Genomic DNA, 14,667 nt, shown 5'->3' with positions numbered 1-14,667 from the left:
AGAACGCGGGGTCAGCGGCGCGACATGTAGATGTCGAGCGCCTTGTGGAGCAGCTTGTTCAGCGGGAAGTCCCACTCGCCGAGGTACTCGGCCGCCTGCCCGCCCGTGCCGACCTTGAACTGGATCAGACCGAAGAGGTGGTCGCTCTCGTCCAGGGAGTCGGAGATGCCGCGCAGGTCGTAGACGGTGGCGCCGAGGGCGTAGGCGTCGCGCAGCATCGCCCACTGCATCGCGTTCGAGGGCCGGACCTCGCGGCCGATGTTGTCGGAGGCGCCGTAGGAGTACCAGACGTGGCCGCCGACGACCAGCATGGTCGCCGCCGACAGGTTCACGCCGTTGTGGCGGGCGAAGTACAGGCGCATGCGGTTGGGGTCCTCGCTGTTGAGGGCCGCCCACATGCGCTGGAAGTACGAGAGGGGGCGGGGCCGGAACTGGTCGCGCACGGCCGTGATCTCGTACAGGCGCTGCCATTCCTCGAGGTCGTGGTAGCCACCCTGGACGACCTCGACACCGGCCTTCTCGGCCTTCTTGATGTTGCGGCGCCACAGCTGGTTGAAGTTCTTGTGGACCTCTTCCAGGGAGCGGTTGGCCAGCGGCACCTGGAAGACATAGCGGGGCTGGACGTCGCCGAAGCCGGCGCCGCCGTCCTCACCCTGCTGCCAGCCCATGCGGCGCAGCTTGTCCGCCACCTCGAAGGCGCGCGGCTCGATGTGGTCGGCCTCGATGTCCCGCAGGCGCTTGACGTCGGGGTCCTGGATGCCCTTCTTGATCGACGGGGCGTCCCAGCGCCGGATGATCACCGGCGGGCCCATCTTCACCGAGAAGGCGCCCTGCTGCTTGAGGTGCGCCAGCATCGGCTGGATCCAGTCCTGGAGGTTCGGCGCGAACCAGTTGATGACCGGGCCCTCGGGAAGGTAGGCGAGGTAGCGCTTGATCTTGGGCAGCTGGCGGTAGAGGACGAGACCCACGCCGACCAGCTCACCGGTCCGGTCGTCGAACCAGCCGAGGTTCTCCGAGCGCCACTCCGCCTTTACGTCTGCCCATGCCGGGACCTGCATGTGACTCGCCGCCGGCAGGCTCTGGATGTAGGCCAGATGCTGCTCGCGACTGATGGTCCTCAGGGTCAGGCTCATTCGGGGCGCTCCTCGGGCTGGTGTGTCCCCATGGGTACAGGGGCTCCGGCTCTCGCGCCGAAGCCTACTGCGCCCCGCAGAGCCCCGATCGGGCGCCGGACACCTTCGCTCCGGCCGGTAGGCCGGCCGGAGCGTTCCGTGGCGTTCGAGAGGTGGTGTCCGTGGCGTCAGTCGATGACCCCGCCGAAGAGGCCGCCGTGCGCCATGCCCAGCAGGAATCCGACCCCCGCGGCGCCGAGACCGACGATCAGTCCGAAGCGTTCACGGGTCGTCACAGAGATCCACTGGCCGTATGCGCCGGTGATGATCCCCACCAGGCCGGTCCAGGAGCTGAGCAGGTGCAGATGGTGGAACATCGCCGTGATGAAGGACGTGATGCCCAGCACCAGGGTCACCGCGAGCAGGGTGTCCTGAAGCGGGTGGGACTTCCCGTCCGTGGCGAAGAGGCCTCCGGCGGTGTTGGGTCGCATTGCCTGTGCCATAAGGCACCTCCTGCGAAAGGCGGCGCATCGTAGCGCGGTACACACCCGATGTGTACAGACTGACTGCCCTCGCGGCCGGATTTCAACCGGAAGCGGGTGTGCGGGTAGTCTGTACCCTCTGCACCGGTGTCTGTCCGGACAGAACCAGGAAGGGCCCGGATCACCTGGGCCGACCTGGCAGGACCATCGGCCGTCCCCTGATTGTCAGTGGCGGCTGTTTTACTGACAGGCACTGTTGCTCACGCATCACGACCCTCCTGCCACGGAACGACCGTGGCCGCTGAGTCCAAAGGAGGTGGGTTCCACATGCGTCACTACGAGGTGATGGTCATCCTCGACCCCGATCTCGAGGAGCGTGCTGTCTCCCCGCTGATCGAGAACTTCCTTTCTGTCGTCCGTGACGGCGGCGGAAAGGTCGAGAAGGTCGACACCTGGGGCCGTCGTCGTCTCTCGTACGAGATCAAGAAGAAGCCCGAGGGCATCTACTCGGTCATCGACCTGCAGGCCGAGCCTGCGGTCGTCAAGGAGCTCGACCGCCAGATGAACCTGAACGAGTCGGTCCTCCGGACCAAGGTCCTCCGTCCCGAGACCCACTGAGCCCTTCCGCTCAGCCGATCTCGGTATTCGAGTAGCAGCACAAGCAGCCAGCAGCAAACCCGCCGAGAGGTTCCCCCATGGCAGGCGAGACCGTCATCACGGTCATCGGCAATCTTGTCGACGACCCCGAGCTGCGCTTCACCCCGTCCGGTGCGGCCGTCGCGAGGTTCCGTGTCGCGTCGACTCCCCGCACCTTCGACCGCCAGACGAACGAGTGGAAGGACGGCGAGAGCCTGTTCCTGACCTGCTCGGTCTGGCGCCAGGCGGCGGAGAACGTCGCCGAGTCGCTCCAGCGAGGCATGCGCGTCATCGTGCAGGGCCGGCTGAAGCAGCGGTCCTACGACGACCGTGAGGGCGTCAAGCGTACGGTCTACGAGCTGGACGTCGACGAGGTCGGCGCCAGCCTGCGCAACGCCACGGCCAAGGTCACCAAGACCTCGGGCCGCGGTGGCCAGGGCGGTTACGGCGGCGGCGGTGGCGGCCAGCAGGGCGGCGGCTGGGGCGGCGGCCCCGGCGGCGGTCAGCAGGGCGGCGGTGCTCCGGCCGACGACCCGTGGGCGACCGGCGCTCCCGCCGGTGGCGGCCAGCAGGGCGGCGGCTGGGGCGGTGGCTCCGGCGGCGGTGGCGGCTACTCGGACGAGCCCCCCTTCTAGTGCCATGGGCCGGACCGTGAGGTCTGGCCGGGCCGGAGGACGGGCCGTAACCAAACTTCTTGATCACACAGGAGAAACACCATGGCGAAGCCGCCTGTGCGCAAGCCTAAGAAGAAGGTCTGCGCGTTCTGCAAGGACAAGGTCACGTACGTGGACTACAAGGACACGAACATGCTGCGGAAGTTCATTTCCGACCGCGGCAAGATCCGTGCCCGCCGCGTGACCGGCAACTGCACGCAGCACCAGCGTGACGTCGCCACGGCCGTCAAGAACAGCCGTGAGATGGCGCTGCTGCCCTACACCTCCACCGCGCGATAAGGGAAGGGTGACCGACTCATGAAGATCATCCTCACCCACGAGGTCTCCGGCCTCGGCGCCGCGGGCGACGTCGTCGACGTCAAGGACGGCTACGCTCGCAACTACCTGATCCCGCGGAAGTTCGCGATCCGCTGGACCAAGGGCGGCGAGAAGGACGTCGAGCAGATCCGTCGTGCTCGCAAGATCCACGAGATCCAGACCATCGAGCAGGCCAACCAGGTGAAGGCCCAGCTCGAGGGTGTGAAGGTCCGCCTGGCCGTCCGCTCGGGCGACGCCGGTCGTCTCTTCGGTTCCGTCACCCCGGCCGACGTCGCCTCGGCGATCAAGGCTGCCGGTGGTCCCGAGGTCGACAAGCGCCGCATCGAGCTGGGCGCGCCGATCAAGACCCTGGGCGCCCACGAGACGTCCGTGCGTCTGCACCCCGAGGTTGCCGCGAAGGTCAACATCGAGGTCGTTGCTGCCTGAGCCTGGCTCTCGCTGAAGCGATGAGATGGGGCCGCACCCCTGGCTGGGGGTGCGGCCCCGTCTTCATGACGCCATGTTTCACGTGAAACGGCGTGTTTCATGTGAAACGGTCAGCGTGTGGCACCCGTGACAATCCAGCGGCCGGACCGCGTGCGCAGCCACAGGGTCAGCATGCGTACGGCCATCATCAGCGTCATGGCCGCCCATACGGCGGTCAGTCCGCCGCCGAACGTCGGGACGAGCAGCGCAGCAGGGGTGAAGACCGCGAGCGTGAGCAGCATCGCCCAGGCGAGGTAGGGGCCGTCACCAGCGCCCATCAGGACACCGTCCAGGACGAAGACCACACCGCAGATCGGCTGTGAAGCGGCGACGATCATCAAAGCGGGCAAGGCTGCGTCCTTGACCGCGGAGTCCCCCGTGAACAGCGCGAGGAACGCGGGGCGCGTCAGTACCACCAGCAGGCCGAGCAGGACCCCGACGGCCACGCCCCACTCCACCATCCGGCGACATGCGTTGCGGGCACCCTGGGCGTCACCGGCTCCCAGATAGCGGCCGATGATGGCCTGGCCGGCGATGGCGATGGCATCGAGGGCGAAGGCGAGCAGGCTCCACAGGGACAGGATGATCTGGTGGGCCGCGACGTCGGCGTCGCCGAGGCGGGCCGCGACAGCCGTGGCGATCATCAGGATCGCCCGCAGGGAGAGCGTGCGCACCAGCAGTGGCACGCCGGCCTGCGCGGAGGCCCTGATACCGGCGGCGTCAGGGCGCAATGAGGCGCCGTGCCTGCGAGCCCCACGGACCACGACCAGGAGATACACCGCGGCCATACCGCACTGAGCGATGACCGTTCCCCAGGCGGAGCCCGCGATGCCGAGGCCGGCGCCATAGACGAGCCCGACGTTGAGGACGCCGTTGGCGATGAAGCCGGCGATGGCGACGTAGAGCGGGGTCCTGGTGTCCTGCAGCCCCCGCAGGACACCGGTCGATGCGAGGACGACGAGCATCGCGGGGATGCCGAGGGCGGATATGCGCAGATAGGTGGTGGCGTAGGGGGCCGCGGTGTCGGAGGCGCCGAAGAGTTCCACCAGGGACGGGGCGGTGGGCAGGACGACGGCTATCACGGCGGCACCGAGCAGCAGAGCCAGCCAGATGCCGTCCATGCCCTGCCGGATCGCGGCTTGCAGGTCGCCCGCACCGACGCGCCGGGCAACGGCTGCCGTCGTGGCGTAGGCGAGGAAGACGAAGACGCTGACGGCGGTTGTCAGGAGGGCCGAGGCGACGCCGAGTCCGGCGAGTTGTGCCGTGCCGAGATGGCCGACGATCGCGCTGTCGGCCATGACGAAGAGAGGCTCGGCGACGAGTGCGCCGAAGGCCGGGACGGCCAGCGCGATGATCTCTCGGTCGTGCTGGCGCCGGACCGTCCGGGAGCGCGCGGGGGCCTGTGTCATGAGCACCAATCTAATCGTCCACAGGTAAGAGATGCAAAGCTTTTGTGCCCCTTACTTCTGGTGTCGTCGTGTGCGCTCTTGTGCACGGTTCGAAGTGATCTTGACTCGGTCGGGAAAGTTTTTCTTCTGCACAGCCCGTGGACGGCATATGTGCAGGTCAGAGCGGTCTCTGCGAACGCTTCGAGGGCTTGTTCACAGGGCTGTCCACCGGGTCGTGCACAGGTTTCCCGAAGTTCTCCACAGCATCTGGGTCGTCTTCCACAGGGCCTGTGGATAACCAGATTGGCTGACGGTGCCGGGGGGCCTACCGTGGTCCGGCGCCTCCTCCCTCCGCGGGCTTGTGAACCATCACAAAACCGACGCGTCAGAACCGGAGTTGGGCGTCTTACTTGTCAGTGCCGTGCCGTAGAAATGAGGGGCATGGCGAGGTCCGCTCGGCGGACGGGAGGAGGTGGCTCGGTGAGCATTTCCGAGCCCTTGGACGACCCGTGGGCCGACAGCGGACCCAGTGATCGTCTGCCCGCTTCCCGCCGCCGCGAAGACAGTGTCCGAAGCCGTGAGGAGCAGCACGACCGCGGCCGGGACAGCGGAGCGTGGGACGGGGCAGCACCGTCGTTCGAGAGGGTGCCGCCGCAGGACCTCGACGCCGAGCAGTCCGTCCTCGGCGGCATGCTCCTGTCGAAGGACGCCATCGCGGATGTCGTCGAGATCCTCAAGGGCCACGACTTCTACAAGCCCGCCCACGAGACGATCTACCAGGCGATCCTGGACGTCTACGCCAAGGGCGAGCCGGCCGACCCGATCACCATCGCCGCGGAGCTCACCAAGCGCGGCGAGATCAACAAGGTCGGCGGGGCCTCGTATCTGCACACCCTCGTCCAGACCGTGCCGACGGCTGCGAACGCCGCGTACTACGCGGAGATCGTGCACGAGCGAGCCGTGCTGCGCCGTCTGGTCGAGGCCGGTACGCGGATCACACAGATGGGATACGCGGCCGACGACGACGTCGACGAGATCGTCAACCGCGCCCAGGCCGAGATCTACGCCGTCACCGAGCAGCGCACCAGCGAGGACTACCTGCCGCTCGGCGACATCATGGAGGGCGCTCTCGACGAGATCGAGGCGATCGGCTCGCGCAGCGGTGAGATGACCGGTGTGCCCACGGGCTTCACGGACTTCGACTCGCTCACCAACGGCCTGCACCCGGGGCAGATGATCGTCATTGCCGCGCGTCCCGCGATGGGTAAGTCGACGCTCGCACTGGACTTCGCGCGAGCCGCCTCGATCAAGAACAACCTGCCGAGTGTCATCTTCTCGCTCGAAATGGGGCGCAACGAGATCGCGATGCGTCTGCTGTCCGCCGAGGCCCGTGTGGCACTGCACCACATGCGCTCCGGCACGATGACGGACGACGACTGGACCCGTCTGGCCCGCCGGATGCCCGACGTCTCGGCCGCCCCGCTCTACATCGACGACTCCCCGAACCTGTCGATGATGGAGATCCGCGCCAAGTGCCGCCGTCTGAAGCAGCGCAACGACCTCAAGCTGGTCGTCATCGACTACCTCCAGCTGATGCAGTCGGGCGGCTCCAAGCGGGCCGAGAGCCGTCAGCAGGAGGTCTCGGACATGTCCCGTAACCTCAAGCTCCTGGCCAAGGAGCTGGAGATCCCGGTCATCGCCCTCTCCCAGCTGAACCGTGGTCCCGAGCAGCGTACGGACAAGAAGCCGATGGTCTCCGACCTGCGCGAGTCCGGCTCCATCGAGCAGGACGCAGACATGGTCATCCTGTTGCACCGTGAGGACGCCTACGAGAAGGAGTCGCCGCGCGCGGGCGAGGCGGACCTGATCGTGGCCAAGCACCGTAACGGTCCGACGGCGACGATCACGGTCGCCTTCCAGGGCCACTACTCGCGGTTCGTGGACATGGCGCAGACCTGATCCGCCGCCACGGGGAAATCGGCTCGACGCCGGGGCCCGGGCCGGGTGGACTGGGGCCATGACGACACCTCAGGATGACCTGCTGCCCGCCACCCGTCGGGCCCTGCTGCACCGGATCGCCGTGGCCCAGGCCGAAGGGCGGGCGCCCTCTCTCGTCGCGGCGGTCGTGCGGGGCGGGCGGACCGTGTGGCACGGTGCGCGGACCTCGGTGGACGGGCATGGTCCGGACGAGAACGTGCAGTACCGGATCGGCTCCATCACCAAGACCTTCACCGCCGTCCTCGTCCTGCGACTGCGCGACGAGGGCGTGCTGGACCTCGGGGATCCGCTGGAGAAGCACCTCCCGGGCACCGGCGTGGGTGAGGTGACGATCGTCGAGCTGCTCTCGCACACCAGCGGCCTGGCCGCCGAGTCGCCGGCGCCGTGGTGGGAACGGACTCCCGGCTCCCTCCGCCCCGAACTCGCCGACGTGCTGGGCGAGCAGCCGCTGCTGCATCCGGCAGGCCGCCGGTTCCACTACTCCAATCCCGGCTACACCCTGCTCGGCGCGCTGGTCGAAAAGCTCCGGGGCGCCCCCTGGGAGGACGTGCTGCGGCGAGAGGTGCTCGAACCACTGGGCCTGAACCGTACGACCGGCCGACCGCAGGCGCCCCACGCGGGTGGCTGGGCGGTGCATCCGTGGGCCGATGTGATGCTGGCGGAGCCCACCGAGGACCTCGGACGGATGGCTCCGGCCGGTCAGCTCTGGTCCACCACCGGTGACCTGGCGCGGTTCGCAGCCTTCCTGGCGAACGGGAACGACAAGGTGCTGAGCGCGTCGAGCGTGCGGGAGATGCGGACCCCCGCGGCGCCGGCCGAGGCCACCGACTTCGCGGACGGTATGACCTACGGCCTCGGACTGCAGATCCAGCACCGGGACGGGCGGTTGCTCGTCGGACACTCCGGCTCCCTGCCGGGCTTCTTGGCGAACCTCACCATCGGTGTCGAGGACGATGTGGCGGCGGTGGTGCTGGCCAACTGCACCTCGGGTCCGCTGCTGTCCGTGGTGGGTGCCGATCTGGTCCGTATCGTCGCCGAGGCCGAGCCTCGGATGCCGGAGCCGTGGCGTCCGCTGTCGGAAGTCGATCCGTCCGTTCTGGAGCTGGCCGGTCAGTGGTACTGGGGGACACACGGGTTCGCCCTGCGGCTGACGATCGACGGGGGAGTCTCGCTGGAGCCGCTGTCGGGCAACGGTCGTCGGTCGCGCTTCCGGGCGAACGCCGACGGCACCTGGACGGGGCTGGAGGGCTACTACGCAGGCGAGCTGCTCCGGGCGGTGCGTCGTCCTGACGGGAGCGTGAGCCATCTGGATCTCGGGTCGTTCGTGTTCACGCGTCAGCCGTACGGCGAGGGTGCTGCGGTACCGGGTGGCGTGGACCCGGAGGGGTGGCGGACGATCGGCTAGGCAGGGCTCGCGGTGGTGGGCTCTGTTTTCCGTTTCACGTGAAACAGAGCCCACCGCCTGTCAGAGCTGGAGTTTGAAGCCCGTGTGCGAGGCCGAGAAGCCGAGCCGTTCGTAGAAGCGGTGGGCGTCGGTGCGGGTGTTGTCCGAGGTCAGCTGGACCAACTGGCAACCCTGCCGACGGGATTCGTCGATCGCCCACTCGATCAGTTGTGTGCCCAGGCCGCTGCCGCGCTCGTCGGCGTGAATGCGCACCCCCTCGATGATCGACCGCGTCGCACCGCGCCGGGACAGCCCGGGGATGACCGTGAGCTGGAGCGTGCCGACGACACGGCCCTGGCGGACGGCGGTGATCAGGTGCTGGTTCGGATCGGCGTTGATCTGTTCGAACGCGGCCAGGTAGGGGCTCATGTCGTCCAGGGACTCGCGTTGGGCGCCCAGGGGGTCGTCGGCGAGCATGGCGACGATCGCGGGGATGTCGCTCTTTTCGGCGGGCCGTACTTCAAGATCTCCCATGGGCCGCACCCTACGCAGGGACGGCCGGGGAGGGCACGGGGGTGTGATGGTCGGGCACCGGCCTCGCCGTCACCGGCAGCAGGTCAGCCCGCAGCCACGGTCAGCGGAGCGAACCGCCGGCTCCAGTCACCCGGCAGCTCGGTCACCCCGTACGTCATGACCGCGTTGAACGCCACCGAGCCGAGACCCCGTTCCTTCACCCAGGTCAGCAGCTCTTCGTGGCGTACGTCGATGTCGGTGCGCAGCGGGCGGTCGGTGTGGGCGGCCAGGGACGCCACCAGGGCCTTGGCCGTCTCGGTGTCGCGGGCGATCAGGGGGCCCACGACGTGCGTGTCCATGTTGGGCCAGGCGGCGGCGTACCCGATGAGGCGGCCGTCCTCCTCGGCGACGCGCAGCTGGTCGGCGAACGCGGGCAGCCGCGTGATGACGTGCGTGCGATCGGCGCCGAACACCTCCTCGTCGAGCCGCAGAATGGCGGTGAGGTCCTCGGCGGTGGCCGCACGTGTGGCGATCCGGGGCCCGGGTCCGCCGGGCGTGAAGTGCCCGCGCACCATCTCCGCCCGGCCGGTGACCTTGAAGCCCAGCTCTTCGTAGAGCGGTCGGCCGTACGGGGTCGCGTGCAGGGTCAGGGGGGTGGTGCCCATCGCCGAGACGATGTGGCGCATCAGCCGGCGTCCGACCCCCTGGCGGGCATGCCGCTCGGCGACGAGCACCATGCCGATGGCCGCGAGGGAGGGGCGTTCCTGCGGCCCGTACTCGGTGACCGCGCAGGCGGTGACGAGCCCGCCGTCGGGATCGTCGATGCCGTAGCCCTTCCCGGCGGTGAGGAGGAGGCCCCACTTGTGCTCTTCGCGTGGCCACCCCCGGTCCTCGGACAAGTCGGCGCAGGCGGTGAGATCGCGGAGCGTCAGACGGCGGACGGGCAGAGAGGCGAGCGAAGGAGTCGGCACGCAGGTCAGGCTGTCCGACAGGGGCCGCCTGCGTCCACCTCTTTCCGCCGGAACACGCGACGTTTTGGCCATGTCGTGGCCGGGCGCACAGCACCACGACACCTGCCGGACGCTTCACGGGCCGGCAGGCCGGTGCCCTCGGCGTCAGCCGAGATCGGGGGCGTGCATGGCGCGGACGCCTTCGATGTTGCCGTCCAGGTAGTGCCGCAGCGACAGCGGTACGAGGTGGACGGAGGCGATACCGACGCGGGTGAACGGCACCCGGACGATCTCGTACTCGCCCGCCGGCTCCTCGATCTCGGGGCCGTGCCGCAGGGACGGGTCCATGGATTCCAGACGGCAGACGAAGAAGTGCTGCACCTTCACACCCGTCGCGCCGCCGTCCTCACCGATGTGCTCCACGGTGTCCACGAAGCACGGGACCACGTCGGTGATCTTGGCGCCGAGTTCTTCGTACACCTCGCGGTGCAGGGCGTCGACGACGGTCGTGTCCCCCGGCTCGACCCCGCCTCCGGGAGTGACCCAGTAGGGATCGACGCCGGGCTTGGTGCGCTTGATCAGGATCAGGTCGTCACCGTCCAGGAGAACGGCGCGGGCGGTGCGCTTGACCACGGGTCGGACGGTCATGGGAGAAATGTGGCCCGGCTGGTTCCACGTGAAACATCGCGGACGGCTCCTTGCGTGCGACGTCCTGCGGCGCTTCTGCCTCCCTGGTCGTTTGCCCTGCGGCCGCGGCTGCTCAGTTCCAGTCGGCGGCCGCACGCAGCAGCCACTCATGGGCCCGTGCGATGTGCGGCATCGCCAGGGTGCCGGTGCGCACCACCAGGAAGTATGTCCGCAGCGGCGGCACCGCCGGATCGTGCAGCGTGACGACGTCGCCGCTCTGCAGGGCGTGCGCGCACAGATAACGCGGCAGCACCGCGAGCCCGGCGCCCATGACCACGCAGGCGAGCACCGCGCGCAGATCGGGGACGACGACCGTGCCGGGAGCGGCGGGGCAGGAGTCGAAGACGGACGCCCAGTAGCGGGAGACGAAGGGCAGTGACTCGTGCACCTCGACCACGGGGACGTGTTCCAGGGCGGGTGCCGCGTCGCGCCGGAGCCTTCCGGTGTCTATGCGCTCGGCCCAGCGGGGCGAGGTGACCAGGACATGCTCCTCGTCACACAGCGCAGTCGCCGTGAGCAGTGCGCCGCGTGGGCGGGCCGTGCCGATGGCCAGATCATGATGTCCGGCGGCCAGCCCCTCCAGGGTCTCCTCGGCGTTTCCGAAGGAGGCGCGCAGGGCGAAGCCCTGACCGTCCTCGCCGATCAGTCCGGTGAGCGCGGGCAGCGCCCGCTCGGCGGTGAACTCGGGTGGGCCGGCGAGATGCAGTGTCCGCAGGGAGGAGCCGTCGTCGAGCCCGGTCTCGGTGATCTCGACCAGGGCGTCGAGATGCGGTGCGGCCTTGTGGGCGAGCTCGTCGCCGATGGTCGTCGGTGTCACGCCGCGGGCCTGCCGGAGGAAGAGGGGGCGTCCGAGCTGCCGTTCCAGCGTGCGGATCTGCGAGGTGACGGCCGGCTGGGAGAGACCGAGCAGGGCGGCCGCGCGGGTGAAGGAACCGGCCCGGTGCACGGTCACGAAGGTGCGCAGCAAGGCCAGATCCACGGAAAGCCTTCCCCTCTTCTGCCCTTCTCCCGGCCCCCCGGCCGCGCCCAACTATAAATATGTCGATAGGTCGCTGTCGCTACAGTGATTGGACACTGACACTGAGTCAACTAGCCTTGGTCGGGCGGTTCTTCGCGCGCGGAACCGAGGACGGTCCGAGCCATGAGGGGGGAGGCTCGGACCGTCCGTCGTGCCTGGCGGAGCGCCTGCCGGGCCGCCCGCGCAACGGCGGTCAGCCGGCCGATTCCTCCAGCGCGCGCACCAGGTCCGCGATCAGGTCGTCGGGATCCTCGGCCCCGACCGAGAGGCGGATGAAGCCCTCCGGCACCGCGTCGCCGCCCCAGCGTCCCCGCCGCTCGGCCGTGGACCGCACGCCGCCGAAGCTCGTCGCGTCGTCGACGAGCCGCAGCGCGTCGAGAAAACGATCGGCACGCGCGCGCGTGGGCAGGGTGAAGGAGACCACGCACCCGTAGCGCCGCATCTGCTGCGAGGCGATCTTGTGCGAGGGGTCGTCGGGCAGCCCCGGGTACCGCAGCCCGGTGACCTCGGGCCGCTCCCGCAGGGCCTCGGCGACCTTCAGCGCGGTGGCGTTCTGCCGGTCGACACGCAGATGGAGCGTGGCGAGGGAGCGGTGCGCGAGCCAGGCCTCCATGGGACCGGCGATCGCCCCGACGATCTTGCGCCAGCGTCGTACCGCGGCCATGGCCTCGGCGTCGCGTCCGGCGACGTATCCCAGGAGGATGTCACCGTGGCCGGTGAGCTGCTTGGTGCCGCTGGCCACGGCGAAGTCGGCGCCGAGCTCCAGCGGGCGCTGGCCGAGCGGGGTGGCGAGCGTGTTGTCGACGGCGACCAGGGCACCACGCGCATGTGCCGCCTCGACGAGCCGCCGGACGTCGCAGACGTCGAGCCCGGGGTTCGACGGCGTCTCGATCCACAGCAGCTTCGCCCCGTCCAGGACGCCGAGCTGGGCGTCGCCGCCGGTGGGCGCGGTGCGCACCTCGACGCCGAACGCCTCCAGCTGGGCGCGGACCAGCGGAAGCACCTGGTAGCCGTCGTCGGGCAGGACGACCGCGTCACCGGCGCGCAGCTGCGAGAACAGCACCGACGAGATCGCGGCCATGCCCGAGGCGAACACGAGCGTCTGGACGTCGTCCCGCCCGGGGGCCTCCAGTTCGCCGATGGCCTGTTCGAGACGGGTCCACGTCGGATTCTCGTCGCGGCCGTAGGTGTACGGACCGGTGGGGTCGCCGGGGAGATGGAAGTGGGCGGCGAACACCGGGCCGGGCAGGGTCGGCTCGTACTTCACCGGTTCCGGCAGCCCGGCGCGCACCGCGCGCGTGCCGTCACCGGCGCCGGAGGCGGACGCCGCCGCCCCCGCGGATCCCTCGTCGTTCGTGGCGGAACCGTTCATGCCGCCCGTCCTTCCACTTGCTCGCGTACCGCGGCGAGCAGTCCGGTGCTCGCCGCCTCCACCATCTCAAGGCACTCCTCGAAACCGTCCACTCCCCCGTAGTAGGGGTCCGGCACGTCGAGGTCGCCGCTGTCGACGGCGGGATCGTAGGATCGCAGCAGGCGCACCTTGGCCGCGTCCTGCTCCGTGGGCGCGAGGCGGCGCAGGGCCCTCGCGTGGCCGGCGTCGAGGGCGACGACCAGGTCCAGGCGGGAGAACCAGGAGGGCTGGAACTGCCGGGCCGTGTGGTCGATGACGTAGCCGTTCTCCTCCAGGACGGCCACGGTGCGCGGGTCGGCGCCCTCGCCCTCGTGCCAGCCACCGGTGCCGGCGCTGTCGGCCTCCACCAGGTCCTCGAGCCCGGCCTCCGCCACGCGCGCGTGGAAGACGGCCTCGGCCATCGGGGAGCGGCAGATGTTGCCGGTGCACACGAAACAGACGCGGTAGGTCATTGGGTTCAGTCCTTGTCGGGCAGGAACGCGTTCAGGGCCCAGGAGACGATCGAGACGATCAGGCCGCCCAGTACCGCGGTCCAGAATCCCTCCACATGGAAGCTCAGGTCGAGCTTGTCGGCCACCCACGAGGTGAGCAGCAGCATGAGCGCGTTGACCACCAGCGTGAACAGGCCGAGGGTCAGGATGAACAGCGGGAAGGTCAGCACCGTCACGATCGGCTTGACCAGGAGGTTCACCAGACCGAAGACCAGGGCGACGAGGATCAGCGTCACGGCCTTCTCGCCCGTGCTGCCTCCGGTCAGCGTGATCTTGTCGAGCAGCCACACGGCGACCGCGAGGGCCCCCGCGTTGGCGATCGTCTTGACTAGGAAATTCATCATGTGTCTGATCGTGGCAGACGCGATCGGAATCGAACGGTGAGACAGGGGCGGACGAGGCGATGAAGGCATTCCGGCTGGACGAACTGGAGGCGGAGCGCGCCGCCAACGACGGTGCCTACCTGCAGTTCCTGCGGGAGCGGAACATGTCCGTCGGCCTGTACGCCCTCGACGCGGGCGCGACCGACCCCCAGAAACCGCACGAGCAGGACGAGGTGTACTTCGTGGTCAGCGGCCGCGCTGCGATCACCGTCGGCCTGGAGACGACCCAGGTGGCCCGGGGCAGCGTGGTCTACGTGCCGGCCGGCGTCGCCCACAAGTTCCACCACATCAGCGAGGACCTGCGGGTTCTCGTGGTCTTCTCTCCGCCCGAGAGCTGAGCCGCGGCCTCGGGGTTCCCTAGGGGTTCGGTCAGGGGACGGCAAGGGATGCGAGGCCTCCGTCCGGCCCCCCTGCGGCCCTAGCATCGAGTCAGGACATCAGGAGATGCCCGGACACCGAAGGACCCGGCAACCGGACGGGTGGAGAGGTAAGGACGAGGGCGATGCGAGAGATCTTCACGGAACTGCCGTGGTGGGTGAAGTGGATCGCGGTGCCGGTCATCGCCCTGGTCGTGTTCGGCGGTCTGATCGCGAGCGTGGTCGGCTTCGTGATCGCGCTCCTCTTCAAGGTGCTGGTATTCGTGGCGCTGGTCGGCGGACTGATCTACGTCGTGCGCAAGTTCATGTCGAGTTCGTCCTCGCGCAGCGACTGGTGAGAGCCGTGGGACACCGGTGGTGGTAACAGGAATCACCGGTTC

At 69.0% G+C, this 14,667-nt stretch carries 18 protein-coding genes; 8 read left to right on the top strand and 10 right to left on the bottom strand.

Annotated elements, in window-relative coordinates; translation table 11 throughout:
- Positions 1-11 precede the first annotated feature (11 nt).
- Complete coding sequence (femX, locus tag H0H10_RS31165) at positions 12-1,133, bottom strand: peptidoglycan bridge formation glycyltransferase FemX (RefSeq protein ID WP_188184489.1); 1,122 nt, start codon at positions 1,131-1,133, stop codon at positions 12-14.
- Positions 1,134-1,300: 167 nt separating this feature from the next.
- Positions 1,301-1,615, bottom strand: a complete 315-nt coding sequence (locus tag H0H10_RS31160) for a hypothetical protein (RefSeq protein WP_188184488.1) — start codon at positions 1,613-1,615, stop codon at positions 1,301-1,303.
- A 306-nt stretch (positions 1,616-1,921) separates the two neighbouring features.
- Here H0H10_RS31160 and rpsF point away from each other — a divergent pair, with 306 nt between their 5' ends.
- The 4 genes from rpsF to rplI all read left to right on the top strand — a co-directional run bounded on the left by rpsF (position 1,922) and on the right by rplI (position 3,648).
- The gene (gene rpsF / locus H0H10_RS31155; RefSeq protein ID WP_004985983.1) at positions 1,922-2,212 is read left to right on the top strand and encodes a 30S ribosomal protein S6; all 291 of its coding nucleotides are present in this window, start codon (positions 1,922-1,924) and stop codon (positions 2,210-2,212) included.
- Positions 2,213-2,289: 77 nt separating this feature from the next.
- Positions 2,290-2,865 (top strand): single-stranded DNA-binding protein, encoded by a 576-nt coding sequence (locus tag H0H10_RS31150; RefSeq protein WP_188184487.1) that lies wholly within the window; start codon positions 2,290-2,292, stop codon positions 2,863-2,865.
- A gap of 81 nt (positions 2,866-2,946) precedes the next feature.
- Positions 2,947-3,183: a 30S ribosomal protein S18 gene (gene rpsR, locus H0H10_RS31145; RefSeq protein WP_003949403.1), complete on the top strand. Its 237-nt coding sequence runs from the start codon at positions 2,947-2,949 to the stop codon at positions 3,181-3,183.
- 18 nt (positions 3,184-3,201) lie between these two features.
- Entirely contained in the window at positions 3,202-3,648 is a 447-nt protein-coding gene (rplI, locus tag H0H10_RS31140) for a 50S ribosomal protein L9 (protein ID WP_043502361.1), read from the top strand.
- Between the two features lie 110 nt (positions 3,649-3,758).
- Here rplI and H0H10_RS31135 read toward each other — a convergent pair whose 3' ends face one another.
- Entirely contained in the window at positions 3,759-5,096 is a 1,338-nt protein-coding gene (locus H0H10_RS31135) for an MATE family efflux transporter (RefSeq protein WP_188184486.1), read from the bottom strand.
- Positions 5,097-5,555: 459 nt separating this feature from the next.
- Here H0H10_RS31135 and dnaB point away from each other — a divergent pair, with 459 nt between their 5' ends.
- Complete coding sequence (gene dnaB / locus H0H10_RS31130) at positions 5,556-7,034, top strand: replicative DNA helicase (protein WP_188184485.1); 1,479 nt, start codon at positions 5,556-5,558, stop codon at positions 7,032-7,034.
- A 58-nt stretch (positions 7,035-7,092) separates the two neighbouring features.
- Positions 7,093-8,478, top strand: coding sequence for a serine hydrolase domain-containing protein (locus tag H0H10_RS31125; RefSeq protein WP_188184484.1), 1,386 nt, complete (start codon positions 7,093-7,095; stop codon positions 8,476-8,478).
- A 60-nt stretch (positions 8,479-8,538) separates the two neighbouring features.
- Here H0H10_RS31125 and H0H10_RS31120 read toward each other — a convergent pair whose 3' ends face one another.
- The 7 genes from H0H10_RS31120 to H0H10_RS31090 all read right to left on the bottom strand — a co-directional run bounded on the left by H0H10_RS31120 (position 8,539) and on the right by H0H10_RS31090 (position 13,871).
- Entirely contained in the window at positions 8,539-8,991 is a 453-nt protein-coding gene (locus H0H10_RS31120) for a GNAT family N-acetyltransferase (RefSeq protein ID WP_188184483.1), read from the bottom strand.
- Positions 8,992-9,074: 83 nt separating this feature from the next.
- A complete protein-coding gene (locus H0H10_RS31115) occupies positions 9,075-9,941 on the bottom strand; it encodes a GNAT family N-acetyltransferase (RefSeq protein ID WP_188184482.1) in 867 nt (288 codons plus the stop codon).
- Between the two features lie 144 nt (positions 9,942-10,085).
- Positions 10,086-10,568 carry an NUDIX hydrolase gene (locus tag H0H10_RS31110; protein WP_188184481.1) on the bottom strand — a complete coding sequence of 161 codons (483 nt, stop codon included), beginning with the start codon at positions 10,566-10,568 and terminating at the stop codon, positions 10,086-10,088.
- 112 nt (positions 10,569-10,680) lie between these two features.
- The gene (locus H0H10_RS31105; protein WP_188184480.1) at positions 10,681-11,586 is read right to left on the bottom strand and encodes a LysR family transcriptional regulator; all 906 of its coding nucleotides are present in this window, start codon (positions 11,584-11,586) and stop codon (positions 10,681-10,683) included.
- A gap of 232 nt (positions 11,587-11,818) precedes the next feature.
- On the bottom strand, positions 11,819-12,997 hold the full coding sequence (locus tag H0H10_RS31100) for a cystathionine gamma-lyase (protein WP_188184479.1): 1,179 nt from the start codon (positions 12,995-12,997) through the stop codon (positions 11,819-11,821).
- Entirely contained in the window at positions 12,994-13,488 is a 495-nt protein-coding gene (locus H0H10_RS31095; protein ID WP_188184478.1) for a low molecular weight protein-tyrosine-phosphatase, read from the bottom strand. Before H0H10_RS31095 ends, H0H10_RS31100 begins: the two co-directional genes overlap by 4 nt.
- Positions 13,489-13,493: 5 nt before the next feature.
- A complete protein-coding gene (locus H0H10_RS31090) occupies positions 13,494-13,871 on the bottom strand; it encodes a phage holin family protein (protein WP_188184477.1) in 378 nt (125 codons plus the stop codon).
- A 59-nt stretch (positions 13,872-13,930) separates the two neighbouring features.
- On the opposite strand from H0H10_RS31090, the gene H0H10_RS31085 reads away from it, so the two are divergent.
- Together H0H10_RS31085 and H0H10_RS31080 are read left to right on the top strand one after the other, a co-directional pair.
- A complete protein-coding gene (locus H0H10_RS31085; protein WP_188184476.1) occupies positions 13,931-14,248 on the top strand; it encodes a cupin domain-containing protein in 318 nt (105 codons plus the stop codon).
- A 164-nt stretch (positions 14,249-14,412) separates the two neighbouring features.
- Positions 14,413-14,625 (top strand): DUF5326 family protein, encoded by a 213-nt coding sequence (locus tag H0H10_RS31080; RefSeq protein WP_188184475.1) that lies wholly within the window; start codon positions 14,413-14,415, stop codon positions 14,623-14,625.
- Positions 14,626-14,667 lie beyond the last annotated feature (42 nt).

Origin of the sequence: Streptomyces griseicoloratus, assembly GCF_014534645.1 — a bacterium.
In the GTDB taxonomy this organism is placed as follows: domain Bacteria; phylum Actinomycetota; class Actinomycetes; order Streptomycetales; family Streptomycetaceae; genus Streptomyces; species Streptomyces griseicoloratus.
Note: the sequence above shows the minus strand (reverse complement) of the source record. Positions and strands in the feature narration are given on the sequence as shown.

Bases quoted from the DNA above. Each gene is read 5' to 3' on its own strand.
- H0H10_RS31110 (WP_188184481.1), bottom strand. From the start codon at position 10,568: ATGACCGTCCGACCCGTGGTCAAGCGCACCGCCCGCGCCGTTCTCCTG.
- femX (WP_188184489.1), bottom strand. From the start codon at position 1,133: ATGAGCCTGACCCTGAGGACCATCAGTCGCGAGCAGCATCTGGCCTAC.
- H0H10_RS31150 (WP_188184487.1), top strand. From the start codon at position 2,290: ATGGCAGGCGAGACCGTCATCACGGTCATCGGCAATCTTGTCGACGAC.
- rpsF (WP_004985983.1), top strand. From the start codon at position 1,922: ATGCGTCACTACGAGGTGATGGTCATCCTCGACCCCGATCTCGAGGAG.
- H0H10_RS31160 (WP_188184488.1), bottom strand. From the start codon at position 1,615: ATGGCACAGGCAATGCGACCCAACACCGCCGGAGGCCTCTTCGCCACG.
- H0H10_RS31090 (WP_188184477.1), bottom strand. From the start codon at position 13,871: ATGATGAATTTCCTAGTCAAGACGATCGCCAACGCGGGGGCCCTCGCG.
- H0H10_RS31080 (WP_188184475.1), top strand. From the start codon at position 14,413: ATGCGAGAGATCTTCACGGAACTGCCGTGGTGGGTGAAGTGGATCGCG.
- H0H10_RS31125 (WP_188184484.1), top strand. From the start codon at position 7,093: ATGACGACACCTCAGGATGACCTGCTGCCCGCCACCCGTCGGGCCCTG.
- rplI (WP_043502361.1), top strand. From the start codon at position 3,202: ATGAAGATCATCCTCACCCACGAGGTCTCCGGCCTCGGCGCCGCGGGC.
- H0H10_RS31085 (WP_188184476.1), top strand. From the start codon at position 13,931: ATGAAGGCATTCCGGCTGGACGAACTGGAGGCGGAGCGCGCCGCCAAC.
- H0H10_RS31095 (WP_188184478.1), bottom strand. From the start codon at position 13,488: ATGACCTACCGCGTCTGTTTCGTGTGCACCGGCAACATCTGCCGCTCC.
- H0H10_RS31135 (WP_188184486.1), bottom strand. From the start codon at position 5,096: ATGACACAGGCCCCCGCGCGCTCCCGGACGGTCCGGCGCCAGCACGAC.
- H0H10_RS31100 (WP_188184479.1), bottom strand. From the start codon at position 12,997: ATGAACGGTTCCGCCACGAACGACGAGGGATCCGCGGGGGCGGCGGCG.
- H0H10_RS31120 (WP_188184483.1), bottom strand. From the start codon at position 8,991: ATGGGAGATCTTGAAGTACGGCCCGCCGAAAAGAGCGACATCCCCGCG.
- rpsR (WP_003949403.1), top strand. From the start codon at position 2,947: ATGGCGAAGCCGCCTGTGCGCAAGCCTAAGAAGAAGGTCTGCGCGTTC.